The 24,895-nt window shown below is 64.3% G+C and carries 23 protein-coding genes; 5 read left to right on the top strand and 18 right to left on the bottom strand.

Translation table 11 applies throughout. The annotated features are described in order from the left end of the window. Positions 1-105: 105 nt before the first annotated feature. A complete protein-coding gene (locus MOP87_RS02330) occupies positions 106-348 on the top strand; it encodes a hypothetical protein (RefSeq protein WP_242810077.1) in 243 nt (80 codons plus the stop codon). Positions 349-436: 88 nt separating this feature from the next. Beyond that, positions 437-700 carry a DUF3077 domain-containing protein gene (locus MOP87_RS02325; RefSeq protein WP_125922125.1) on the top strand — a complete coding sequence of 88 codons (264 nt, stop codon included), beginning with the start codon at positions 437-439 and terminating at the stop codon, positions 698-700. A gap of 44 nt (positions 701-744) precedes the next feature. Here MOP87_RS02325 and MOP87_RS02320 read toward each other — a convergent pair whose 3' ends face one another. The 11 genes from MOP87_RS02320 to MOP87_RS02270 form a co-directional block, all read right to left on the bottom strand. Beyond that, a complete protein-coding gene (locus tag MOP87_RS02320) occupies positions 745-1,581 on the bottom strand; it encodes a Brp/Blh family beta-carotene 15,15'-dioxygenase (RefSeq protein WP_242810076.1) in 837 nt (278 codons plus the stop codon). Between the two features lie 2 nt (positions 1,582-1,583). After that, positions 1,584-2,276, bottom strand: a complete 693-nt coding sequence (locus MOP87_RS02315) for a bacteriorhodopsin (protein WP_110607571.1) — start codon at positions 2,274-2,276, stop codon at positions 1,584-1,586. Positions 2,277-2,616: 340 nt separating this feature from the next. Beyond that, a complete protein-coding gene (locus MOP87_RS02310) occupies positions 2,617-4,209 on the bottom strand; it encodes an argininosuccinate lyase (RefSeq protein ID WP_242810075.1) in 1,593 nt (530 codons plus the stop codon). 149 nt (positions 4,210-4,358) lie between these two features. After that, on the bottom strand, positions 4,359-5,642 hold the full coding sequence (gene dctM, locus MOP87_RS02305) for a C4-dicarboxylate TRAP transporter large permease protein DctM (protein ID WP_027915195.1): 1,284 nt from the start codon (positions 5,640-5,642) through the stop codon (positions 4,359-4,361). Then, complete coding sequence (locus MOP87_RS02300; protein WP_027915196.1) at positions 5,639-6,274, bottom strand: TRAP transporter small permease; 636 nt, start codon at positions 6,272-6,274, stop codon at positions 5,639-5,641. Before MOP87_RS02300 ends, dctM begins: the two co-directional genes overlap by 4 nt. 63 nt (positions 6,275-6,337) lie before the next feature. Further along, positions 6,338-7,336: a TRAP transporter substrate-binding protein gene (locus tag MOP87_RS02295; RefSeq protein ID WP_023534545.1), complete on the bottom strand. Its 999-nt coding sequence runs from the start codon at positions 7,334-7,336 to the stop codon at positions 6,338-6,340. Positions 7,337-7,493: 157 nt separating this feature from the next. After that, positions 7,494-8,321: a CoA ester lyase gene (locus MOP87_RS02290; protein WP_110607058.1), complete on the bottom strand. Its 828-nt coding sequence runs from the start codon at positions 8,319-8,321 to the stop codon at positions 7,494-7,496. Between the two features lie 15 nt (positions 8,322-8,336). Next, positions 8,337-9,536 (bottom strand): CaiB/BaiF CoA-transferase family protein, encoded by a 1,200-nt coding sequence (locus MOP87_RS02285; RefSeq protein WP_028687118.1) that lies wholly within the window; start codon positions 9,534-9,536, stop codon positions 8,337-8,339. A 20-nt stretch (positions 9,537-9,556) separates the two neighbouring features. Next, the gene (locus MOP87_RS02280; RefSeq protein ID WP_242810074.1) at positions 9,557-10,906 is read right to left on the bottom strand and encodes an MmgE/PrpD family protein; all 1,350 of its coding nucleotides are present in this window, start codon (positions 10,904-10,906) and stop codon (positions 9,557-9,559) included. 14 nt (positions 10,907-10,920) lie between these two features. Next, positions 10,921-12,084, bottom strand: a complete 1,164-nt coding sequence (locus MOP87_RS02275; RefSeq protein WP_023534647.1) for an acyl-CoA dehydrogenase family protein — start codon at positions 12,082-12,084, stop codon at positions 10,921-10,923. A 30-nt stretch (positions 12,085-12,114) separates the two neighbouring features. Continuing rightward, positions 12,115-12,948, bottom strand: a complete 834-nt coding sequence (locus MOP87_RS02270; RefSeq protein WP_027915201.1) for a MaoC family dehydratase N-terminal domain-containing protein — start codon at positions 12,946-12,948, stop codon at positions 12,115-12,117. Positions 12,949-13,116: 168 nt separating this feature from the next. Between MOP87_RS02270 and MOP87_RS02265 the strand changes: the two genes are divergently transcribed. Both MOP87_RS02265 and MOP87_RS02260 read left to right on the top strand, forming a co-directional pair. Beyond that, on the top strand, positions 13,117-14,004 hold the full coding sequence (locus MOP87_RS02265) for a LysR substrate-binding domain-containing protein (RefSeq protein ID WP_242810525.1): 888 nt from the start codon (positions 13,117-13,119) through the stop codon (positions 14,002-14,004). 121 nt (positions 14,005-14,125) lie between these two features. Next, a complete protein-coding gene (locus MOP87_RS02260) occupies positions 14,126-15,979 on the top strand; it encodes a 3'-5' exonuclease (RefSeq protein WP_242810073.1) in 1,854 nt (617 codons plus the stop codon). 211 nt (positions 15,980-16,190) lie between these two features. On the opposite strand, the gene MOP87_RS02255 is transcribed toward MOP87_RS02260, so the two are convergent. The 7 genes from MOP87_RS02255 to MOP87_RS02225 all read right to left on the bottom strand — a co-directional run bounded on the left by MOP87_RS02255 (position 16,191) and on the right by MOP87_RS02225 (position 24,109). After that, the gene (locus MOP87_RS02255; protein WP_242810072.1) at positions 16,191-18,584 is read right to left on the bottom strand and encodes a TonB-dependent siderophore receptor; all 2,394 of its coding nucleotides are present in this window, start codon (positions 18,582-18,584) and stop codon (positions 16,191-16,193) included. A 121-nt stretch (positions 18,585-18,705) separates the two neighbouring features. After that, positions 18,706-20,649, bottom strand: coding sequence for a response regulator (locus MOP87_RS02250; protein ID WP_242810071.1), 1,944 nt, complete (start codon positions 20,647-20,649; stop codon positions 18,706-18,708). Then, entirely contained in the window at positions 20,646-21,488 is an 843-nt protein-coding gene (locus MOP87_RS02245) for an ATP-binding protein (RefSeq protein ID WP_027915206.1), read from the bottom strand. The genes MOP87_RS02250 and MOP87_RS02245 overlap by 4 nt, the downstream gene beginning before the upstream one ends. Then, positions 21,481-22,494 carry an ATP-binding protein gene (locus tag MOP87_RS02240; RefSeq protein WP_242810524.1) on the bottom strand — a complete coding sequence of 338 codons (1,014 nt, stop codon included), beginning with the start codon at positions 22,492-22,494 and terminating at the stop codon, positions 21,481-21,483. The genes MOP87_RS02245 and MOP87_RS02240 overlap by 8 nt, the downstream gene beginning before the upstream one ends. Next, a complete protein-coding gene (locus MOP87_RS02235; protein ID WP_242810070.1) occupies positions 22,491-22,895 on the bottom strand; it encodes an anti-sigma regulatory factor in 405 nt (134 codons plus the stop codon). The genes MOP87_RS02240 and MOP87_RS02235 overlap by 4 nt, the downstream gene beginning before the upstream one ends. Further along, positions 22,892-23,254: an STAS domain-containing protein gene (locus MOP87_RS02230; RefSeq protein ID WP_023534539.1), complete on the bottom strand. Its 363-nt coding sequence runs from the start codon at positions 23,252-23,254 to the stop codon at positions 22,892-22,894. Before MOP87_RS02230 ends, MOP87_RS02235 begins: the two co-directional genes overlap by 4 nt. Before the next feature lie 3 nt (positions 23,255-23,257). Further along, complete coding sequence (locus tag MOP87_RS02225) at positions 23,258-24,109, bottom strand: STAS domain-containing protein (protein WP_242810069.1); 852 nt, start codon at positions 24,107-24,109, stop codon at positions 23,258-23,260. A gap of 305 nt (positions 24,110-24,414) precedes the next feature. On the opposite strand from MOP87_RS02225, the gene MOP87_RS02220 reads away from it, so the two are divergent. Next, on the top strand, positions 24,415-24,894 hold the full coding sequence (locus MOP87_RS02220) for a hypothetical protein (protein ID WP_242810068.1): 480 nt from the start codon (positions 24,415-24,417) through the stop codon (positions 24,892-24,894). Position 24,895 lies beyond the last annotated feature (1 nt).

The following is a 24,895-nucleotide window of genomic DNA, read 5'->3' as shown; positions in this document are numbered from 1 at the left end:
TCGAGTGCGCCGGGTGCCTGACGTCCCGGTCGGCTAACCCGCGTACAGCTGCCACCTTCCTGTTTAGCCGCAGCAGGTGGTCGCTTCATCACGTCAGGAGTCGTCATGTTAAAAATCGTCCCCGACCCACCGCCCACCCCCGCCACCCTGCAAGACACCCTAACCCTAGCCGCCGACTACGCCCTCTGCGCCGAAGCCGTGGCCCAACAAGCCCTCCTCATGCAGCCCCGCTCCCCGGCAGCCCCCCTGATCATGGCTTCCATGCACGAGCTCGAATCCCTGCGCCGCCTGCTGGAATCCGCCCTCCTTCAAATCCACCACCCTCCCTCGCGACGCCCCACGCACTAACCCTCAAGCCCCTGGCTCAATCAAAACGGCAGTAACCCAGCTGCAGCACAAAAACAGCCAGCCCAAAAAACTTCAGGGAGCCACACCCATGTCCACCGCACACACACCCTGCACCCTAGGCCAAACCGTCTTCTACCAAGGCGAAAACCACACCCACGCGCTGTTCCGCATCGAACCGGGCATCCCCTGCCAACACGCCCGCGAACAGGCTTCGGAATTGATGGGTTACGCCCGCGACCTCACCCTCGAAGGCTTGATGGAAGACAAACCCAAACTGATCTGGGCCGCCCACTACCTCTGCGCACTCGGCAAAGCCCTGCTGGACGACGCTGAACTGGGCTTGATGCGCTGACCCCGGTCCCCCGGCGCATCTGCGCGCCGGGGCTGTCGATCAGGTCAAACCGGGCCCGGCACCTGGGGCACTGCGCGCCCCGAGAGAAAACGCGGCAACACCACCATATGCGGCAGTGCAAACGCCGCCAGCACCACGAACAGCGCCCGAATGCCGGTCTGTTCCTGCTGCCAGAACACAGCCCCACCCACCAAGGCAAACACCCCTGCCCCGACGAGCACTGGCCAGGTGCGATGCAGGTAGTCGCCCATCGACAAGGCACCTACCATGCGCTCGCGCACACGGGTTTGGGGTTCGGCGTGCAGCAGGTAGAACCCGAGCGCAAACCCGATCAGCGGCGGGGTTACCACCACCAGCAGGAAGGTCAGCGCCAGCCTTAGGTCACGCTGTTGCCAGGCACTCATCAGCAATACACCGAACGCAATCAGCCCGGCACATGCCAGCGTCACCGCCAGCCATCCACCCAAGGCAGAGGATGCACCGGCCGCCATCGCCAGGTTGAGCAACCGGGCTACTGCGTCGCTGTGCAGCACCGCAGGGCCGCCCAGGATGAACAGCCCCAGCGCAATCTGCTCATGCCGCCGCTGGAACACCTCGTCCTCATGGGCGAAGTGCCAAACCGACAGCAACAAAAAAGCGGTAAGCGCCAGCGCCCCCGCCACTTGCCAGACCAGGGCGCACACGATGGCCACGCCCAGGTAACTGAGCACAAAGCGCCTGCGCTGCCCGTGCTCGATCAGGTACAGGTCGCTTGCCCCATGCAGCAGGCCAAGCCCGAGCCCGACCAGCAGCACGTAAGCCAGCGGTGCCAGCCCGCCTGCAAGGCTGGCCGCTATCGCCAGCCCCACAAGGGCGCGCCAGCTGCGCCCTGTGCAGGTCATGCTCAGTAGCCTCGGCCTACCGGCACGGCGCGCAGGTTACGTTCCGAAGTGAAGGCGTAGACGACCTTGGCCAGCACGTCGAGCACCAGGAATACCCATACGGTGGTGGCGTCGCTCACGGCCCAGAAGCCTTCTGGGCCGACGGCGAAGACCACGGGGTAAATCAGCCACAGCACGGTGAGAAAGCCTACGTTACGGCGGTAGGCGGGGCTGACGCCGGGTTGTTGGCTGGCGATGCTGGCGACAGGTTTCCACAGCAGGTACAGCACGCCGGCAAAGGCGGCGCAGGACCAGGCGAAGAACACCCATTTGATCACGCCGTAAGGGGCCAGGGAGGCGATCAGGCCGGTGACGATCATGATCACATCGAGGGTGACGATGGCGGTGATGTAGCCGCTTTTGCCGTACAGGTCGCGGGTGCCGTAGTAGGCGGAGCTGACGACGCCGGCCAACAACAGTGGGGTGGTGAAGGCCCAGTCCACGTAGCGGGCCAGGTAGGTGACGCTGCCGTCGACTTTGATCAGGTTGCCGACGCCCAGGTACATGCACAGGTAGGCGGTGGCGGCGATGAAGGGGACGGCGGCGTGGATGAGGGTGTGGCCCAGAAGCGGGCCGTAGTGTGCGCCTTTGATGTAGATGACCAGTGATGCCAGGGCCATGACGATGAAACCGATCAGCAAGGGGGTTTGGATCATTTGAGGCTCCGCTACCAGCAGTAAAAGGCCCGGGTGCATGCAAGGGGATGCCGGGGTTCGCCGCGGTTTATTTAGCCGCTTCGTTTACGGATGGAGAGGGGGGTGAGATTTTTGGTTCAAAATGTTTCGGGGGTCGGTTGAGATCTTTTCCAGGTCACGCGATCTACTACTGTGGGAGCGGCCTCGCGCCGCGATGGGCTGCGAAGCGGCCCCAGGATTTCAGCCCGCAGCTCAAATCGCCGGGGCCGCTATGCGGCCCATCGCGGCGCAAGGCCGCTCCCACACGGAGGGCGTGTTTCTGTCAGATCACCGAGTCATCGGAGCACGCGCCCCTGCTAGATCACCGCCTCGTCAGCCCATCAAACGCCTTGTCCAACCCCGCATCCGCATCCACCAGCTTCTGCCGCCGCTGCTCCATCCAGGCCTGATCCTCCTTCAACCGCGCCTGGGCCTCAGCCAACATGCGCCGCACTTCTTCAGGCTGCGGCCCACCAGTACCCTTGCGACTTTGCACCATGGCGCGAGGGGACAGGCTGGCGCGGAAATCCGCTTCGCTCAGGGGCAGGGTGTTGTCCTTCCATTTGTATTTGTCCGCCGCCTGGGTGAACAACGCCTGCGCATCGGCGTAGGCGAAGTCCTTGGGCAAGGTGCCGTCGGCGCGGGCTTTTTCGACGATCAGCGAGGCGAAGCTGTGGCCGATGCGGAAGGGGACGTGGTGCTTGCGCTCCAGGGTGTCTGCCAGCTCCATGGAGGTGGTCCAGTCGGCGTCCAGTTCTTCTTCGGCGCGTGCGGCGTTGATTTTCAGGGCGTCGAGCACCTGGTCCAGGCGCTTGAACATGTCGCCCGTGGAGCGGAACAGGCCCAGGTCGTCGAAGGCGGCCTTGTAGTCGGTCATGCCGGTGGTGACGTTGTGGGCGCGCAGGGTGGTGGCGTTGGCCAGGCCGACCACGTCGGAGGCGGCTTCGCGGGTGCGCATCAAGAGGCCAGGGTTGCGCTTTTGCGGCATGGCGCTGCTGGTGTAGGTGGCCCCTTCGTCGAGCAGCAGCCAGGGGCGGGTCTGGTGATACTGGGTGTGAATGTCGCCGATGAAGGCGCCGATGCGAATGGCCGAGGACGAGACCAGGCCCGCGGCTTCCAGCGGAATGTCGTAGGTCGAGACTTGGCTGGCGTCCAGCGAGTTCTCGCGCACGCCGTCAAAGCCCAGCAGCTGGGCCAGGCGCTCGCGGTTGATGGGGTAGCCGGAGTTGGCCAGCACGGCGGTGCCCATGGGGCTGAGGTTCAGGCGGGCGTAGAGTTCGTGCAGGCGTTGGGCGTCGCGCTCGAACGAGGCCTCGTAGGCCAGCAGGTAATGGGCGTAGCTGATGGGCATGGCTTGCACGCCGTTGGTGTAGGCCGGCACCAGGGTATCGACGTGCTGGGCGGCCAGGGTGAGCAAGCGCTGGCGGGTGGCGTCCAGGGCGTCGCCGTAGGCCAGCACGTGGCGGCGCAGCGAGGCCAGGCGGTAGGTGGCGTACATGTCCTGGCGGCTGCGCCCCGAGTGAATCAGCGAGGCCTCGGGGCCGACCTTGTCGGTGATGATCTGCTCCAGTTGCAGCACATCGCTGGGGCGCTTGCCGTCTGGCTGGGTGGCCTGGTCGATGGCGTGGCGTACCCCGCCTGCAATGGTCGCGGCCTGTTCGGCGGTGACGATGCCGGCTTCCTTGAGCATCACCAGCGAGGCTTTGTTGATGCGGTTGAGGTAGTCGAACTGGGTCTCGCCGTGGCGCTGGCCGTCGGGGGTCTTTTCCACGAAGGCGCCGATCTTGCGGGCCTGCTCGGCGCACTCGGCGGTGGTCTTGCATGGGTTGTCGGCGGTGTTGGCGGCCTGGGCCGCGGGGCTGGTGAGCCAGGCGCAGGCGATGGCAAGGCACAGCAGTGATCTTGTTGTTGTCATGGTGGGTCCGCTCGGGGCTTGTGGAAGACTGGCGGGCTGGTGGCACCCTTGGAGGGTCAACCTACACCCCTGCCCCCTTGGCCGAAAGTGAAACCACCGCCGGGTAGGCGGTGGCGTCGGTGCAGTGGCGGGGTTGATCGAGCCGCCGGTCAGGGCATGCCGAGAAACTCTGGCAGCGCCAGGGAGATGTACGGCACGTAGGTGACCAGGATCAGGAACAGCAACAAGATCGACAGCCACGGCAGCGCTGCGCGAATGGTCTGGCCCAATGTCAGGCCCGTCACGGCACTGGTCACGAACAGGTTCAAACCTACTGGCGGGTGAACCAGTCCGATCTCCATGTTCACCACCATCACGATGCCCAGGTGGATCGGGTCGATGCCCAGTTCCATGGCGATGGGGAAGAAGATCGGCGCCAGAATCAGGATGATCGCCGACGGCTCCATGAAGCTGCCGGCAATCAGCAGCACCACGTTGACCATGATCAGGAAGCCGATGGGCGTCAGGCCTTCGGAGAGCACCCACTGGGTGATCTGCTGCGGGATCTGCTCGGTGGTCAGCACATGGGCGAACAGCATGGCGTTGGCGATGATGAACAGCAGCATGATGGTCAGCCGCCCGGACTCCAGCAACACCTTGGGGCACTCGCGCCAGGTCATGTCCTTGTACACGAACAGGGCGATGAACGCCGAGTACACCGCCGCCACGGCCGCCGCTTCAGTGGGGGTGAACATGCCGCTGTAGATGCCGCCCAGGATGATCACCAGCAACAACAGCCCCCAGAACGCCCGCCGCGCGGCCGTAAGCCATTCGCGGAAGCTGGCACGTGGCTGGGCAGGCAGCTTCTTGACCCGCGCCACGATGTAGATGGCTACCATCAGCGACACGCCCAGCAAGATCCCAGGGATCACGCCAGCCATGAACAACTTGCCCACCGACGTTTCGGTCGCGGCTGAATAGACCACCATCACGATCGACGGGGGGATCAGGATGCCCAGCGTACCGGCGTTACAGATGATGCCGGCGCCGAATTCCTTCGGATACCCCGAGCGCACCATGCCGGCCACAGCGATCGAACCCACTGCCGCCACCGTGGCCGGCGACGAGCCGGACAACGCAGCGAACAACATGCAGGCCAGCACGGCGGCAATGGCCAGGCCGCCCCGAATGTGCCCCACGCAGGCGTTGGCAAAATCGATCAGCCGCTGCGCCACGCCGCCGGTGGTCATGAAGGCGCCAGACAGCAGGAAGAAGGGGATGGCCAGGAAGGTGTAGCTATCAGAGGTTTCGAACAGCTTGATCGCCAACGAACTGAGCGAGTCCTGGCTGAACAGCAGAATCGACACCGCCCCCGACAGGCCCAGGGAAATGGCAATGGGCACGCCCAGGAACATGAAGATGAACAGCAGCAGGAACAGGCAGATAACGGTCATTGCTGCGACTCCTCACCGGGATTGGCCAGCTTGCTCGCCTCGGCCGCTTCGTCGGCCAGGCCCAGGTTGATCTGGCGGTGGGTGTAGATGCGGTAGAGGATTTCCAGGTAGCGCACGATGATCAAAGCGAACCCGAAGGGCACAATCATCGCGATGTGGCCGATCTTGATGCCGTAGCGGTCCAGGTCTTCGGCCCCAATGCCAGCCGCCAGCACAGCGCTGACCCATTTGATGCTGGCAATCAGAAACAGCCCGGCATACGCCAGGCAACAGGCGCAGGCAACCATGGCCAGCACACGCTGCACCGGCTTGCGGGTGCGCCTGACCAGCACATCGACCCCAAGGTGGCCGGCGGTACGTACGCCATAGGCGATGCCGAAGAAGATCAGCCAGCCAAACAGGGCCTTGGTCAGGGCGATGCTCCAGGTCATTTCCTGGGCGTAGCCCATCAAGTGGTCACCGATGTTCAACAGCGGCTCGCTGGCAAAGGTCCAACGGTCGCTCAAGTTGTAGAACATCGTGTAGAGGTTGTTCAGCGCTACGTAGATGAAGGTGATGAGGGTCATGGCCGCCAGAAGAAAGGCGATCATGCCTTCCTCGAAGCGCTCCCAGACGCGCCGTAACGTTTGCATGGGCATTCTCCGCGCAGAATGAGGCTGAGCCGCCCACGCAGGGGCGGCTGCAGGCGGGGCCAATCAAGAGGCTGTGTTGGCGTCCTGGGCGGCTTTGATCAGGTCGGCGCCAATCTGGCCTTCGAACTTGTCCCAGACCGGACGCATGGCTTTGCGCCATTCGTCACGCTGCTCGGGGGTGAGCGCATCGACCTCGCTGGTCTTGGCGTCGATGATCTTCTGCCGCGAGGCCTGGTTCAGCGCCTCGGCCTGCTTGTTCACCTCGACGGTGACCTTGTCCATGATGCCCTGCAGTTCGGTGCGCACATCTTCAGGCAGGCCGTTCCAGAACTTGGCGTTGGTGATCACCATGTAGTCGATCAGGCCGTGGTCGGTCTCGGTGAAGAACGGCTGCACTTCGTTGACCTTCTGGCTTTCGTAGTTCGACCAGGTGTTCTCGGTGCCGTTGACGGTGCCGGTCTGCAAGCCTTGGTACACCTCGGCAAAACTCATCTTGCGCGGGTTGGCGCGCACGGCCTTGAACTGCTCTTCCAGCACGCTGGAGGCTTGTACGCGGAACTTCAGGCCACGGGCATCCTTGGGCAGCAGGATCTTCTTGTTAGCCGACAGCTGCTTCAAGCCGTTATGCCAGTAGGCCAGGCCGCGGATGCCCTTGTCTTCCATGGAGGTGAGCAGCGCCTTGCCTTGGGGCCCCTGCTGGAAGCGGTCGACCGCCGCTAGGTTGTCGAACAGAAACGGCAGGTCGAAGATTTGCACCTGCTTGTTGTAGTGCTCGAATTTGGCCAGCGAGGGCGCCAGCATCTGCACGTCGCCCAGCAGCAGCGCTTCCATTTCCTTGCCGTCGCCGAACAGCGACGAGTTGGGGTAAACCTCGACCTTGACCTTGCCCTTGAGCTTGTCATCGGCCTCCACGAGCTTCTGGAACATGAGCGCGCCCTGGCCTTTGGGCGTGCTGTCGGCCACTACGTGGGCGAACTTGATGATGACCGGGTCCGCGGCGTAAGCGAACGAGGTCAGGGAGACGGCGGCGGCGCAGAACAGCGCCTGGGTCAGCTTCAACATGGGTTTCACCTGTTATTGTTGTTGGTAAGGTCAGCAGGGAAGCGTAGCCAAGATTACGGTGGCGCAAGTATAGGTGTTTGGGGAATCTGCTTTTGTGTAAGGCTGCGTTCGGCAAAAACGAACGCCGCCCCTCATGCCTTGGCCTGGACCATAGCCACTAGCCAGCATGGGCCAACGCCAGCAGGCGCTGCGCGCGCAACACCACTGGCGCATCGACCATCTGCCCGTCCAGCTGGAAGGCCCCTGCCCCACCCGCCGCTGCGCTGCCCTCGAGCACGCGCTGCGCCCAAGCCAGTTCGTGCTCGCTGGGCTGCAAGGCCTCGTGAATCACCGGCACCTGGCTTGGGTGAATGCACAGCGCCCCGCCATAGCCCATGTCGTAGGCATGGCGCATGGCCTCGCGCTGCCCTTGCGGGTCGCGGATCGCAGGAAACACACCGTCCAGCGGCGGCGCCAGGTCGGCGCCCCGGGAATGCAGTTGCACGGCCATGCGGGCCTGGTCGATGAAGCGTTGGCCTGCCGGGCTGTCAGTGTTCAGGCAAAGGTCCAGCGCCAGGTCCAGGCTGCCGAACGACAAGCGCTCGACGCCCTCGGCGCCGGCGATACGTTCAAGGGCCAACAGCCCCTTGGCGGTCTCGATGATAGGCACCACGGCCTTGCCCGTGCGGGCGGCAACCGCCACCTGTGCGGCGCTTTCGACCTTGGGCAGCAGCACCGTGGTCACGCCCAGGTGCTGCGCGCACAATTGCAAGTCCTCGGCGTGGTTTGCATGGCTGGGTGCGTTGACCCTCACCCACACCCGGGCGTCAGGGTGTTCGCCCAGAAAGCGCGCCAGGTGCTCGCGGGCCTGGGCCTTGAGCGGTTCTTCGACCGCGTCTTCGAAGTCCACGATCACGGCATCGGCACCGGCAGCCAGGGCCTTGGCGAAGCGCTCCGGGCGGCTACCGGGCACGAACAGGGCGGAGCGAACGATGGGGTATGGCATGCTTTTGCTCCTCTACTAAACCACGCCTGCGCTGTTCAATTGCGCCTGCTGATCATCGCCATACCCCAGCTCGGCCAGGATCGCGGCGGTGTGCTGGCCCAGTGCAGGCACCGGGTCCATGCGCGGGCTGAAGGCCGCGTTGCGCCCCGGCGGTAGCAGGGACGGCAGCTTGCCCGCCGGGCTGTCCACCTCGCGCCAGCGGTCACGGGCCTGCAACTGGGGGTGCTGCCACACCCCTTGCATGTCGTTGACCCGGGCGTTGGCGATCTGGGCGGTCTCAAGGCGCGCCACGACGTCTTCCAGGCTCAGCGCGGCGAAACCGTCGACGATGATCTGGCGCAGCAGGTCGCGGTTCTCCGAGCGCAGGTAATTGGCGCAGAAGCGCTCGTCGGTGGCCAACGCCGGGTCGAGCAGCACCTTCTCGCAGAACAGCTGCCATTCACGCTCGTTCTGCAACCCCAGCATCACCGTGCCGCCATCGCCTGTGGGGAAAGGGCCGTACGGGTAGATGGTCGAGTGCGAAGCACCCGCGCGAGGCGGTGGCGGTGCGCCGTTGTAGGCGTAGTACATGGGGTAACCCATCCACTCCACCAGGCTTTCGAGCATGGACACGTCGATGCGGCTACCCACCCCGGTGCGATCACGCAACAGCAGGGCCGAAAGCACGCCGGTATAGGCGTACATGCCAGCGGCGATATCGGCCACCGAGCATCCAGCCTTGGCCATCCCCTCCTCGCCTGGGCTGCCGGTGACCGACAAGAAACCGCCTTCGCTTTGAATCAGCAGGTCGTAGGCCTTTTTCTTCTCATAGGGGCCGCCTTCACCGTAGCCAGAGATGTCGCACACGATCAGCCGTGGAAAGCGCGCGTGCAGGGCCTCGAACCCCAGGCCCATGCGCGCCGCAGCGCCAGGTGCGAGGTTTTGCACCAGCACGTCGGCCTTGGCCAGCAGCCCTTCGAGGATGGCATCGGCCTGAGGCTGCTTCAGGTCCAGGGTCAGGCTTTCCTTGGAGCGGTTGGTCCACACGAAGTGGGACGCCAGGCCGTCGACGCGCTGGTCATAGCCTCGGGCAAAATCACCGCTGCCGGGGCGTTCGACCTTGATAACCCGGGCGCCCAGGTCGGCCAGTTGGCGGGTGCAGAACGGCGCGGCGATGGCGTGTTCCAGGCTGACGACGGTGATGCCGTCCAGGGGGCGGGGGGCAGATGCACTCATGGCAAGGTCCTGTGCGGGAGTCATGGCAGGTCGGCCAGCGAGCGGGTATCGCGCAGCTGCCAGACACGTTGGATCAAGGCACGGCCGTCGGCCGCACTGCGCTGGCCGGCGTAGGCCAGCAAGCGCTGGAACTTGTCCTCCAGTTCCGCGCGGGACAAGGTGTTGCCGGGGTCGCCCTTGGGTTCGTCAATGGCAGCAGTGAAGCGGCGCCCGTCCTTGCAGCCCACTTCTACCCGGCCCAGCCACCGGGCCGGATAGGCGGCGTCCACCTCGGGGTCCAGCTGCATGCGCACCTTGTCGCGGAACCCCGCCACGTCCGGGTCGTTCAGGGCCAGGTCGCGGAATGTAAGCAACTGCGCGCTGCCGTGCACGGCAATCAGGCCGAGCACCGTGCCCATGGAGAACTTGGCCTGGTGCACGCTGGTGGGCACCTTCACCCGGCCGAGCACGTCGATGGCGCCCTGGTGCACGTGGGCGATCACCTCGGCGATGTCGCCGTGGCGCAGCCCTTCGCGCTGCATCAGTTCGAGCAAGGCATCGGCCGCCGGGTGGGTGTGGCGGCACGAGGCGTGGAACTTGAACGAGGTTTCGGCCAGCGCCCAGCGGCTGCCCAGGCGGTCCGACAGGCGGGCCGGGTCGGCGTCGCTGGACATGCCGGCCGCCAGGCCCTGGTCGCCTTCCAGAATGTTGCGCGCCCCGCTCAGGCCATCGGCGGTCAGGTACGCCGCCAACAGCCCGTCGGCAGCGGCCTTGGCCGTGTGCAGCTGTTTCGAATCGGCCGCATCGCGCAAGAACTCCCACAGCCCGGCCGCCTGAGTGCCGGCACTGCCCAGCACGTTGATGAACTGGGCCTGGTCGAAGTCCATCAGCTTGCCCACCGCGACAGCCGCCGCCAGGGTGCCGACGGTGGCGGTGGTGTGGAAAATGCGGTAGTGCGAGCGGCCCATGAATTCGCCGATGCGAATGCCAGCCTCGTAGCCGGCCACAGCCGCCAGCAGCAGGTCCGGCCCCGACTTGTCCAGGTCCTGCGCGGCAGCCAGGGCTGCGGAAAACACCACCGTGGCCGGGTGCAGCACCGAGCTGTTGTGCAGGTCGTCCTGCTCCACCAGGTGCGACGCTGCGCCATTGACCAACGCAGCGAAATACGGCGAGGTGCCACGGCCGGTGCTCATCAACCGGGCTTTACCGGCAGGTGGCCCCATGCGCTCGGCGTAGCGCTCGAACAGCGGCACCGGGTGCGCGCCCTGGCTGGCCAGGGCCGAGCCGAGCCAGTCGAGGAACAGGTCTTCGGTACGCGCCAGCACGGAGGGCGGGATGTCCTGGTAGCGCAGGTCGGCCAGGAAGGTGGCCAGTGCTTGGGTATCACGCATGGGCATACCCTCCTTCAGAAGCTGCGCGGCAGCTCGAGCAGGTGCTCGGCCACGTACGACAGGATCAGGTTGGTGGAAATCGGCGCCACCTGGTACAGGCGGGTCTCGCGGAATTTGCGCTCCACGTCGTACTCGTTGGCAAAGCCGAAGCCGCCGTGGGTTTGCAGGCAGGCGTTGGCCGCCTCCCACGAGGCTTTGGCTGCCAGGTACTTGGCCATGTTCGCGGCAGCACCGGCGTTGGCGCCGCTGTCGTACTCGGCGCACGCCCGCCAGCGCATCAGGTCGGCCGCCTCCAGTTCGATGTGGGCTTCGGCGATGGGGAATTGCACGCCCTGGTTCTGGCCGATCGGGCGGCCGAACACCACGCGGTCGCGGGCGTACTGGCTGGCCTTTTCGACGAACCAGCGCCCGTCGCCGATGCACTCGGCAGCGATCAGCGTACGCTCGGCGTTCAGGCCGTCGAGGATGTAGCGAAAACCCTTGCCCTCCTCGCCGATCAGGCTGCTGGCCGGGATGCGCAGGTTGTCGAAGAACAGCTCGTTGGTTTCGTGGTTGACCATGTTGGCAATCGGCTGCACGGTCAGGCCGTTGCCAATGGCCGTGCGCAGGTCCACCAGGAAGATGGACATGCCTTCGGACTTGCGCGTGACCTGCGCCAGCGGCGTGGTACGCGCCAGCAAGATCATCAGGTCCGAATGCTGGATGCGCGAGATCCACACTTTCTGCCCATTGATCACGTAGTCGTCGCCCTCGCGCACGGCCGTGGTCTTGAGCTGCGTGGTGTCGGTGCCGGTGGTCGGTTCGGTCACGCCCATCGACTGCAGGCGCAGCTCGCCGCTGGCCAACTTGGGCAGGTAATGACGTTTCTGTTCCTCGCTGCCGTGGCGCAGCAAGGTGAACATGTTGTACATCTGCCCGTGGATGGTGCCGGAGTTGCCACCGCAGTGGTTCACTTCCTCGAGTATCACCGACGCCTCGGCCAGGCCCAGCCCTGAACCGCCGTAGGCCTCGGGGATCATCGCCGACAGCCAGCCGGCGTCGGTCATGGCCTTGACGAAGGCTTCGGGGAAGGCCTTCTGCTCGTCCAGGGTGCGCCAGTATTCGGCCGGAAATTCGGCGCACAAGGCGCGCACGCCTTCGCGGATGGCGTTGAGGTCATCGCTGTCGTAGCTGTGCATGGCAGGCTTCTCTACGGTGCTGAAAGGGGGTCAGTCGAAGGTAACGTCGGCGCTTTGCGCCACGCCGGCAGCGTTGCCGGCCCACAGGCGCGCCTGGCCTGGGCCGTCGAGGCAGCCGCTGAGCTGGAAGGGCGTGGGCAGGGTCAGCGGGCGCAGGCTGCGGTAGCTGTAGCGGCGCAGGCGGGCACCGGGGTTGGCGCGCAGAAAGGCCCGCAGGTTGAGCGTCGCGATCAGGGGGCCGTGCACCACCAGGTCCGGGTATCCCTCGGTGGCGGTGACATAGGGGTAGTCGTAATGGATGCGGTGGCCGTTGAAGGTGACCGCCGAATAGCGGAACAGCAGGGTCGCGGTGGGCGTGACGGTTTCACCCCAGGTGCCGGTTTCACAAGGCTCGCCCGTGCTCGCCTTGGGCGGGGTCGGCTCGCGGTAGACGATGTCCTGCTCTTCGCGGATGCACAGCTGGTCGTGCTGGGTGTAGTCATGGCGCACCGTCACGAACAGCAAGGCGCCGCTGCGGCCGTGTTTCTCCTCGATGTGCAGGATGGTCGAGGTACGCTGCGCCTCGCCGCCGACCACCAGGGGGGCGATGAACTCGACCCGGCCACCGGCCCACATGCGGTTGCGCCCGTCAGCCGGCGGCAGAAAGCCCCCGCGTGCCGGGTGCCCGTCGGTGCCCAGTTGCGCTTCGGGTACAGGGTCTTGAAAGAAGCACCAGGTCCACAGCGGCGGCAACGCCTCGCCATGGGCCGGGGCGGTCTCGCCGAACGTCGCCGCGATGCGCTGCACCAGGTTGCGGCTGAGCACATCCCAGGCGTGCTCGGTACGGCCGAGCCAGGGGCTGTAATCAAAGGGCGTAGTGGGCATGGGTGGGCCTCTGGAATTGTTGTTATGGCAGGTCGCTTGCAGGCGCGTCATCGACGCTGCGCAGGCGACAGGGACGATCATGCGACCCTGTCGCGCATTCTGTGAATTTGCATTTCCATAACCCGGCGTTCATAAATGCCGAACGCCTTCCCTACCCAGGACTTGCCCATGCACTTCGATCTGGCTGACTTGCGCCTGTTCATCTACATCGGCGAATCTCCCAGCCTGACCCAGGGCGCCCGCCGTGCCCACCTCTCCCCGGCCGCCGCCAGTGCGCGTATCAAGGCGCTGGAAGCGCAGCTCGACACACGCCTGCTGTACCGCGACAGCCGCGGCGTCGAACTGACCCCGGCCGGGCACACGCTGTTGACCCACGCGCGTCTGGTGATGCGCCAGGTGGATTACCTGAAGGCGGAGTTCACTCAGTTCGGCGGCGATTCGGCGGGGCATATCCGCATCTTTGCCAACACCACGGCGGTGACCGAGTTTCTGCCCGAGGTGCTGGCAGGCTTTCTGGCGCAACGGCCGGGGGTCACGGTCGACCTGCAGGAACGCCTGTCCCGCGACATCGTGCGAGGCGTGCTCGATGGCAGCACCGACATGGGCATCATCGCCGGCCCTGTGGAGGCCAGCGGCCTGCAGGTGATGCACTTCAGCACCGATCGGCTGGTGCTGATCGTGCCCGCCGGCCACGAGCTGGCCAACCGCCGCCAGGTGACGTTGAAACAGACTCTGGCCTACCAGCACATCGGGCTGCACGACGGCAGCACCCTGCTGACCTTTCTGCGCGACCAGGTCGAGCGCATGGGTGAAACCCTGGCCCTGCGTATCCAGCTGTCGGGCTTCGAGGCCATCTGCCGCATGGTCGAGGCAGGCGTGGGCATCGGCATCATTCCCGAGTCGTCCGCATCGCGCCACAGCCACACCATGAACCTGGTGACCATCGCCCTGGACGAACCCTGGGCCGAGCGCGAACGCAGCATACTCGTCCGAGAGCTGGAGGCCCTGCCGGGGACGGTGCGCGCATTGATCAAGACGTTGATGCCTGCGAACTAGGCAAGCCATTACGCTCGGGTTATCTGACCGTCAGATCGGGTGCAGGACAGTGGTTCAGATTTGCACTGCAGAAGGATAAATCCTACTGTGGCGCGTCGTTTTGGATATGGACAATAAGGATATGGCCCAAATCATCCCAACACTCGGCGCGTGCCGTTTCGACTCGCCCGGGGAAAAACGCCTGGCTGAGCGCCTCGAAAAGAAACTCCCCGATGACTGGTTATGCTGGTTCAACGTGCCGGTTGGCCCAAAGGGGCTGCAACCGGACTTCGTCCTCCTGCACCCTGAAGTGGGCTTGCTCATTCTCGAGGTCAAGGACTGGAAGCTGAGCTCGCTGAAAGAGGTGACGATCAACGAGGTCACCAAGCTCGAGCACGGTCGCGAAGTCACCGTCATCAACCCCATGGCGCAGGCCCGCAAGAACGCGTTCGAAACGAAGGAAGCGCTGGAAAAGGACCCCGCGCTGACCCAGAAGCCAGGCTCTATCCGAGCGGGCAAACTGTTGATGCCCTATACCTGGGGCGTCGTGCTGCCAGAGATGACACGCAAGGAATTCACCTCGCTGCAAGCCGGTTCGGCCTTGCAAAGCCTGCGTGTCATCTGCAAGGACGAAATGTTCGAAACCGTGGATGCAGGCCTGTTCGAACAACGCTTCAAGGCCATGTTCGTGCAGCACTTTCCCGTGGCGCTGTCGGACGAGCACATGGACCGCGTGCGTTACCACCTGTTCCCGGAAATCCGCCTGAACCCGGCACGTGCCCAGTTCGGGCTGTTCGGTGAGCAGGAGGCGCCCATGCCCAGCCTGATCAAGGTCATGGACCTGCAGCAGGAGCAACTGGCGCGTTCCATGGGCAGTGGGCACCGGGTGATTCACGGCGTGGCCGGCAGCGGCAAGACCATGGTCCTGGTGTACCGCAGCCTTTACCTGGCGCGCACCTCCAGCAAGCCGGTACTGGTGTTGTGCTACAACAAGACCCTCGCAGCGCGCTTGAACCAAGTGCTCAAGGCGCACCAGCAAGACGTTCAGGTAGTTGCCATGAGCTTTCATGCCTGGTGTCGCAAGCTGCTGACCGATGCGCAGCTGCCCATCCCTCAACTCCAGGGCCAGAAGTTCTTTCAGGCGCTCGAAGACGATGTGCTCAAGCACATGGCGGACGGCAAGCTGGACGCTGATCGGTATGCCGCGATCCTGATCGATGAGGGCCACGACTTCAAACCGGAGTGGTTCCGCCTGGTCGTTCATCAACTCGACCAGGAGCAGGAAAACCTGCTGGTGCTCTACGACGACGCCCAGGCCATCTACCGCGGCAAGGCCACCCTTGCCTCGAAAATGACATTCAGCTTCGCCAGTGTAGGGATCAAGGCGTCGGGCCGGACCACCATCTTGCGCATCAACTACCGCAATACGCTGGAAGTGCTGTCGGTCGCGCATGCGTTTTCCAAGGATTTGCTCAGCGCCCGCGATGCCGAAGACGACCATATCCCGGTACTGGCTCCGCAAAGCGCAGGCCGGCGCGGCGACTTGCCGCAACTGCTGAGCCACCCAGGGCTTGTGCAGGAAGCCCAATGCCTTGTCGCCCGGCTTGAGCATGAGCAGGCAAACGGCCGGGCCTGGCAAGACATGGCCGTGATTTACCGAGAAGGTTTCCAGGCCACCTGGATCGAGGACACACTCAAGGCCGCGGGCATCCCGTACACCAGCGCCAAGACCGTTTCCAAACGCAGCGCGCTGTATGGCGAGAACACGGTGAAGATCGTGAGCATGCATTCGAGCAAGGGGTTGGAATTCGGGTTCGTGGTGATTCCGCGCTTGCACGAGATGCCGGTGCAGGGCGAAGACGAAGCCGATGAGATGCGCTTGCTGTATGTAGCCATGACCCGCGCCGTGGACAGGCTGGTGATGACCCATCAGACCCACTCCGGATTCACCGAACGCCTGGAGGAGGCAGTGGCTCAGGTTCAAGCGAGCCTTTAGCTGCTTGATAGTGCGGGACTAAGGGTTGCGCGGTATTAGTGGACGCGGCCTCGCCGGGATGCCGGACCGGCCGCGATGGGCCGCGAAGCGGCCCCAAAATTTCAGCTCCCCATTAGAGCTCAAGGCCTACCGTGCGGCTCACAACGGCCAGACTGCGCAGGCCATCGATTGCAGCCTCTACAGACACTGCTCAGCACCCCCAAGTAATCGCTTACCAGCTATAACTCACCCGCGCCGTCACCTCACGCCCCGGGTTGTAATAATCAGCCGTCCCCGAGCCCACCACGTGCTGTTCATCGAACAGGTTGCTCACGTTCACCGCCAGGTCGGTGCCCTTGGCGATCTGGTACTTGAATGCCGCGTCGAACAACGTGGTGCCGTCGGTCTTCTTGGTGTTGGCCGCATCCATGTAGTAAGCCCCCACGTACCGTGCGCCCAGCCCGACACTCACGTCGGTCGCCGGAATGTCGTAGTACGTCCACAACGAAGCCGAATGCTTGGGCGCGGTGGCAAAAGCGTTGCCCTTGAGCGAAGAGCCGTCATACAGCGACCCGCGTTTCACATCGGTGTCCATGTACGAATAGGCGCCAATCACGCTGATATCAGCCGTCACCTGGGCCTTGGCTTCCAGGTCCAGGCCGCGTGCGTGGGACTCACCGACGGTTTGCTGTTCGATGATGCCGCTGGGCAGTACCACAGCGATGGTGACGTTTTCCTGGGTCAGGTCATACACCGCAGCGGAGAACATCGCGTCCATGCCGATGGGCGAGTACTTCACGCCCACTTCGTACTGCTTGCCGGTTTGCGGCGTCACGCCCACCTGGGGTGGGGACACCGACTCCACCATGCTCACGTACGTCGACACTTCGTCGTTGACGATATAGGTGAGCGCCGCGCGATACGAGGTTTCCGACAAGTCGTCGCTCTGCTTGGCGGCCCCGCCCACGTACTCGGTGCTGGACAGATCCATGGAGTCATTGCGCACGCCAGCGGTGGCGATGACGCGGTCGTAGAACGAAAGGTTCTGCTGCATGAACACAGCCTTGGTGGTCACGTCCTGCTTCTTGCGGCTGTAGGGCTCGATGCCACGCGGCACGCCAGTGAACACCGGGTTGGCGATGTCGATTGGGGTGGCGAGGCTATAGACCGAGCGCTGCTTGGTCGAGGAGTCGAGGTACTCCACCCCCACCAGGGTGCTGCTGTCGATGTGCTCGAACTGCGCATCGTATTGCAGCATCAGGTTGCCGTTGAGCTGGTCGGCGTCGCTGTCGGTGCCGAACACATAGCGCGGGATGGTCGTGCCCACCCGCGACGGGCTGTCGCTCAAGTAGGCGTAGCCAAAATCGTCGGTCAGTTCGCTGTAGCGCAGGTTGCCACGCAATACAAAGCCGTTGTCGAAGTCGTGGGTGATGTTGCCGGACAGGCTGGTGCGCTCCACATCGTGGAAGTTGTAGCCGGGCTCGCCGAAGAACTTGCTGCGGTCGTACTCCTTGTCCAGCGGGTAGCCACCGCTGTTGGGCGAGCTGTTGGTCTTCAGGTAGTCCAGCACCACGGTGGCCGAGGTGAAGTCGCTCGGTGCCCAGGTCAGCCCGCCCATCACCAGGCGGCTGTCGTCCCGGGAATGGTCGTACTCACGGTCGCTGTCCTGCAGCTTGGCCGTGAAGCGCCCCGCCACGGTGCCGCCTTCGTTGAGCACATCGCCCACATCGATGCCGGTCTCGGCATGGTCGTACGAACCGTAGGTCACGTAGCCCTGGCCGAAGCGCTCGAACCGTGGCTGTTTGGTCACGAAGTTGACCGAGCCGCCTGGGTCGGCGGGGCCGAACAGGGTGGAGTTGGCGCCGCGAATGATCTCGATACGCTCGTAGGCGTAAGGGTCTTCGCGCACGCCACGCATGGAGCTGAGCGTCAGGCCGTCACGGTAGGTGGTGGCCTGGAAGCCGCGAATCTGGAAGTAGTCGTTACGGTCGTCCGACCCATAGAAGTCGCTGATCACCCCTGGGGTGTACTGCAGCGCTTCTTCGGTGGTGCTGACGCTGCGCTGCTCCATCTCCTTGCGGGTCACCACCGATACCGACGCCGGGGTATTGAGGATGCTGGTGGCGACCTTGCCCCCCACCCACAACTCCTTGGCCACGACCGAGTTAATGTCGTCGTCGGCGCTGGCCTTGACCTTGGCATTGACGATTACCGGGGCCAGGCGGTAGTCCTCGGTGGCGCCCAGCTCCAGCGGGCCGGTGGGCTTGGGCTGGGGCAGCAGCAGGTAGGCGTTGGGGCCTTGCTGTTCAGATTGCAGGTCACTGCCCTGCAACAGCGAAGACAAGGCCGCTGCGGTACCCAGCGAGCCCTGGACGCCCGGCGTCGTCTGGTGGGCCACGCTTTGCGCGTCATATGAGAGGCTGATGCCGGCTTCCCTGGCAAAACGATCGAGCGCTGGCGCCAGCGGGCCTGCCGGAATGTTCCACTGCTTGAGCGGGCTGCTGCTGTCAGTGGCCGCAGGCTGGGCCAGGGCTGGCAGGACATGGCTGCCTACCACGAGCCCGAGCAAGGCACCACGCAGGGCTCGGTTCAGGGGGTGGCGCGGTGAAACCGGGGTAAAACTCATTCTCTCGCTCCGTAGCGTATCGGCGGGCGGCCTGTATTCCGGCCTTCCCTACCTGCCGAACGAGAATGAGAAAACACCTCATTTATTTTCAGATTAATTAACTTCGATTGTAGGTTGGGTCCTACACCTTACCGATGGCCTGCCTCACTTTGCCCAGCAGCTCACCCATACGGAACGGCTTGATCAGCATGTCCATGCCATCGCCGAGAAACGCCTGCCGGTCCAACGCGGCATCGGCATAGCCGGTCATGAACAGCACAGGCAGTTCGGGCCGGTAGCCACGGGCAAGGTCGGCCAGCTCCCGGCCGCTGAGCGTTGGCAGGCCAACGTCGGTCAGCATCAGGTCCAGGCTCGGGTCGTCGCGCAGGTATTGCAGCGCCTGGTCGGTGGTCGAAGCCAGTGTGCAGTGGTAGCCGGCATCGGCCAGCGCTTCGGCCACCGACAGCCGTACCGAGGCCATGTCCTCGACGATCAGCACATGCTCGCCATTACCCTGTAGATCGAGCCCACGCTCGCGTACCACGGGCACGGCTGCCTGCGCGCTGGCCGGCAGCATCAGCGCCACTTCGGTGCCCTCCCCCACCACGCTGTTGAGCATCACGTGGCCGCTGGACTGCCGGGCGAAACCATAGATGGTCGACAACCCAAGGCCGGTGCCCTGCCCGACGGGCTTGGTGGTGAAGAACGGGTCGAACACCTTGTCCAGCAACTCAGGTTCGATGCCGGTGCCGTTGTCGCGCACGCTGACCATCACATAGGGGCCGTCGGCAAGATTGGGGTTTTCCTGGGACCAGATGGCGGCCGTGTCGAGCCAGATCCGCCCGCCCTTGGGCAGCGCGTCGCGGGCGTTGATCACTAGGTTGAGCACCGCGCTTTCCAGCTGCACCGGGTCGACCAGGGCGATGGCCGGTTGGGTGGAGAGGTTCAGGGTCAACGTGATGCGCTCGCCAATGGTGCGGGTCAGCAGTTCTTCGAGCGAGCGCACGTGGCGGTTGACGTCCACGGGCCGGGTGTCCAGCGGTTGCTGGCGAGCGAAGGCCAGCAGCCGATGGGTCAGCGAAGCCGCGCTGTTGGCCGAGCTGAGCGCAGCTTCGGCATAGCGCGGCACTCTGTCGACACGGTTCTCGGCCACCCGTTTGCAGATCAGTTCGAGGCTGGTGATGATGCCGGTCAGCAGGTTGTTGAAGTCGTGGGCGATGCCGCCGGTCAAGCTGCCCAGTGCCTCCATTTTTTGCAGTTGCACCAGCTGCGCCTCGGTGCGTTCGCGCACGGCCACTTCATGGGCCAACTGGCTGGTCGCGTCGTCCAGCCGGGCCAGGTGCGAGCGTTCGCGGTGACGGTGCTCGGTGATGTCCTCGACGAACACCAGGCACAAACCCGGCGCCTGATACGGCGAAAGCTGCCACTCGGTCTCGCGTACATGGCCATGCACCTGCATGCTCAAGGTGCCCTGCCAGCGCTCGCCAGCCATGAGGTGCTCGCGCAGGCTGGCCAGCGCCGCCTCCTGCCCATCGGCGAAGCAGTCGTGCAGCTGCTCGGGGTGGCGGTTGTCCTGGATCAGGTAGCTGAACGCCTGGTTGCATTCATGCACCTTCAGCTGCGCGTCCATCACGGCAATCGGCGCCGACACACTGGTGAAGATCTCGCGAAAGCGTGCCTCGCTCTGGCGCAATGCGCGCTCGGTGTCGCGCACGCGCAGCAAGGTGCGCAGGGTGGCCAGCAGCACGTCCGGGTCGACGGGGTGAATCAGGTAGGCATCGGCGCCAGCGTTCAGCCCGGTGATGATGTCGCCGCTCTGGATCGACGCGGCCGACACATGAATCACTGGCAGCAGCGCCGTGCGTGGGTCCTGACGCAGCAGCCGGACGATGTCGAAGCCGCTCATGTCCGGCAGGTTCACGTCCAGGATCAAGGCGTCGATCTGGCTGTCGCGGATCAGCGCCAGGCCCTCCCCGCCCGTGCCGGCCTCCAGTACCTGGTAACCGTGCACCGCCAGACGCCTGCGCATGGCGTAGCGGGTGGCGACGTTGTCATCGACGATCAGCAAGCGCACATCGGCATTCATTCAGTGCTCTCCGGGGCGAGGGCAAGCGGGATCACCACGAAGAAACAGGAGCCGACGCCCGGCTCGCTCTCAACGCCCACATGACCACCCAGCAGCTCGGCAAAGCGCTTGCACAGCGACAGGCCCAGGCCTGTACCGCGCAAGCGTTTCTGCAACGGCGAGTCCACCTGGGCGAAGTCTTCGAACAGGGTACCCAGCAGCTCCGGTGCAATGCCGATACCCGTGTCGCTCACGGCGAAACGGATACTGTCATCGCCTTCCAGGCAGGCGGAAATACGCACTTCGCCCTGTGAGGTGAACTTCAGGGCATTGGAAATGAAGTTGCGCAGAATCTGCGCCAGCTTCTTGTCATCGGTGTACAGCCGCGGCAGGCCGGCATGTTCTTCGAAGATGAGGTCCACGGCCGAGGCATCGACAATGGGCCTGAACATGCCTCGCAGGGCGGCGAACAGGTCGAACATGTCGAACCAGGCCGGCGAAATGGTGATGCGGCCGGCTTCGATCTTGGCCAGGTCGAGCAAGTCGTCGACCATGTCGGACAGCTCGCGGGTAGCGGTACTGATGAACGTGACCTGACGGTGCTGTTCCGCCGACAACGGCCCGTCGAGCTCGTCGGTCAGCAGGCCGGTGATGCTCAAGATCGAGCCCAGCGGGGTGCGGAACTCATGGCTCATGTAGGACAGGAAGCGGCTTTTGAGGTCCGAGGCCTGGCGCAGGTGCTCGGCCTGGGTATCGAGCTCGGCATACAGCGCCAGCACACCCTGGTTGGTTTCATCCAGCTCGGCGCGCAAGGCGTCGTTCTCGGCTTGCAGGCGGGCAATCAGTGCGGCATCAGCCATTGGGCAGCTCCAGGTCGATGACAAGCACGGTGACATCGTCCCGGCCTCGGCAAAAGTCGCGGTGCAGCACGGCAGCGATCACGGCCGGATGACGGTGCACCAGGCCAGGGTAATCCTTGAGGTTCCACCGGGACTGCAGGCCATCGCTGTACATGATCAACACATTTCCGTTCAGATCAGCGTAGTCGAACACTTGGGTTTTTCTGAATTGCCCGCCGACGATGCCGGGCATCGACGCCAGGCCTCGTGATTGGCTGCCATTGACCAGGCTCGCGCCGATGTTGCCAATACCGGTGTAGCTCAGCCATGCATTGCAGCCATCGTAGTGCGCCAGGGCCACGGCGCCACCGCGCGTGCCTGCCATCGCCTGGTGCATGGCCAGAAGCTGCTGCTGCGGGTGGGCGAACGGTGCCTGTGCATACACTGCCGCACCCGCCTGGGCTGCCGCTTCGGCTTCGCTGCCATGCCCCAGCCCGTCGATCACCAGGGCGCTCACGTGCTGCCCATCGAAGGCCAGGTGCCAGGTGTCGCCGCAGGCCGGGTCGCCATTGAGGGCATGCTGGCTGACGCCGAAGCGCAGGTCAGTACCTGGGTCATCCCGGGCATACAACCGCGCCAGAACCACGGCTCCCCGGGTATCGGCATAGACGTCGAAGACTTGAGCCTGGCGGGCGATGGCGCCCAGGCCGATGCCTTGGGTACCCGCCGACGAATAGCCGTCGGCCAGGCAGGCTTGGGCATCGAACCCTTGCGCGCGATCGAGGGTGAGCACTTCGATGCCAAACCTGCCGCCACCGCGCGGCAGCGCCCGCAGATGAAGCTCGCCGTGCCCGGCATGCTTGAGCACGTTGGTGCACAGCTCGGTCACCACCAGCGCGACACGTCCGGCGTCCGTTTCGTCAAGACCGTGGGCCTGTGCAAGTTTTTGCGCGATCCGTCGAGCGTGGCCAACGTCACTGGGGTCAGCCAACGGTACGACGCAGGTCTGGCTGGCAGCGATGCTCACGCCCATCGTGTGATCGTCACACGGGTACCCTCGCCAGGCGCGGTATCCAACTCGAACTCATCCACCAGGCGCCGCGCGCCGGTCAGGCCCAGGCCCATGCCAGCGCCCGAGGTCCAGCCGTCGGTCAACGCCAGGCCGATATCGGGAATGCCAGGGCCTTCGTCACGAAAATGCAGGCGCAGGCCCACGCGACCGAAGTCCTCCAGCACCTGCCAGTCCATGTCGCCGCCACGGCCATAGACCACGGTGTTGCGGGCCAGCTCGCTGACGGCAGTGACCAGCTTGGTCAGGTCGACCAGGCGCATACCGCACTCGCCCGCCAGCTTGCGGGCCAACTGGCGCGCAAGGACCACATCCTGCTCGATGCGCACCGGCAGGCTACCGCTGTCGCGCACATTCATTTGCGGGCCACACGCTGACGCAGCACTTGCATGCCGCGTTCTACATTCAAGGCGGTACTTACCCCAGGCAACGTCAGCCCCAGTTCCACCAGGGTGATGGCCACGGCAGGCTGCATGCCGACCACCATGGTCTCGGCGTCCATGATGCGCGACAGGCCCGAGATGCTGGCGATCATGCGCCCGATGAACGAGTCGACCATGTCCAGTGCCGAGATGTCGATGAGTACGCCGCGGGCGGAAGTGCTGCTGATGCGGTCGGTCAGGTCTTCCTGCAGGGTGAGGGCCAGTTGGTCATGCATGTCCACCTGGATGGTCACCAGCAGGAATTCCCCCATCTGCAGTATCGGGATACGCTCCATGGCTCAGGCTCGCTGGCCGAGGTCGCTGCCCACGCGGGTCAGGGCCAGCTTCAGGGCGTCGGACAGGTTGGCCTTGGTGGTCAGAGTGCCGAGGTCCAGGCCCAGGTGCACGATGGTCTGGGCGATCTGCGGGCGGATGCCGCTGATGATGCAATCGGCGCCCATCAGGCGAATCGCCGTCACGGTCTTGAGCAGGTGCTGCGCCACCAGGGTGTCCACGGTGGGCACGCCCGTGATGTCGATGATGGCGATTTCCGAACCGGTGTCGACGATGCGCTGCAGCAGCGACTCCATGACAGTCTGGCTGCGCTGGGAGTCGAGGGTACCGATCAACGGCAAGGCCAGCACACCGTCCCACAGCTTGACCACCGGGGTGGACAGCTCCAGCAGTTCTTCCTGCTGGCGGCGGATGACGTTTTCACGGCTCGCCTGGTAAGTGCGCATGGTGTGCATGCCCATGCTGTCGAGCAGCTCGGACACGCGCCAGAGTTCCTCGGCCAGCGTGGCCGGGTCGGCGCTGTAGTGCGATTGCAGCAAGGCGAACAGCGGACGCTTCAGGGCGTAGATGAAGTACACGGTCTGGTGGGAGTCATGGCCCATCTGCGCGCGCGATGACGACAGCTTTTCGAGGAACCGGCGTACGGCCTCCCAATCGGCGGCTGCCAGGTTGGCGCCACCTTGGCCCTTCAAGCCCTGCACTAACAGTTGCAGGAACTCGCGGGTCTCTTGGGCCAGCACCTGTTCCTTGACGTTGCGCGTGGCACCGTTGGCTTCCAGGCCTGCCAACCACTGGGTCAGCAACTGGTCCTGGTTGTTTTCGACCGCGTCCAACGTACTGCTTTGCAGTGCTGCCATGTATCTGAGCTCCTGTGGTGAAAGCGGGCACCTTCACGCTATGACCGGGTGTTTTGTGAGTGACAGTTACTGGCCGGAATAGTTGTCCGGGTGGCGCATTTAATTGCATTAGGCCATCGGATGGTAGTCCATTGCTCAAAGAAATTTGGCAGGTTGGATCAAGGGCAGGCGAGTGCGCCGTGAGCACCGGACCAAAGCATGGGTGGCCTGCCTCTTCACGCCATGGCCGGTAGCGTCCCTGGCGCCTTGAAACCATTGGTGACCCCGGCACTCAATAGGGGCTACCCACCAGAAGGAACTGATGCATGAACACGACTCGCCTGATCCTGCCCCTGCTTGCCAGCCTTGCTGGCGTGGCCACCGCTCACGCTGAAAACCTCGATCAAACCGAGGCTCTCACGCGTATCGGCCAAGTTCTGACGTGCAAGCGCGTGGTCTCACCCGAGCAGTTCGATGCACTGGTCACGGCGGCCAAGGGCCAGGCCACCGTCCAGGCGTCGGAGCTGTCGGACGCTGAGTATTCGCTGGCGCAGCCAGTGGAGGTCTACGGCCAACCGATCACGCAGCTGACAGCACATGCTGCCAGTGACGGCGAAGGTGACTTCAACGAATTTTCGGGGATGTTCAAGGGCCAGCGCGTCGAGGACATCGCCAAGCTGAGCGGCATCGGCAAGGATGACCTGGGGCATTACACCCAGGAAGTTGGCAACCACGATGTGTCGTTGCGGGGCGAGTCGGGCAGTACCTACGTTGACTGCACGCAAGACAAGCGCCCGGCGCAGTAGG

Origin of the sequence: Pseudomonas sp. I3-I5 (assembly GCF_022699445.1) — a bacterium.
Classification (GTDB): Bacteria; Pseudomonadota; Gammaproteobacteria; order Pseudomonadales; family Pseudomonadaceae; genus Aquipseudomonas; species Aquipseudomonas fulva.
Note: the sequence above shows the minus strand (reverse complement) of the source record. Positions and strands in the feature narration are given on the sequence as shown.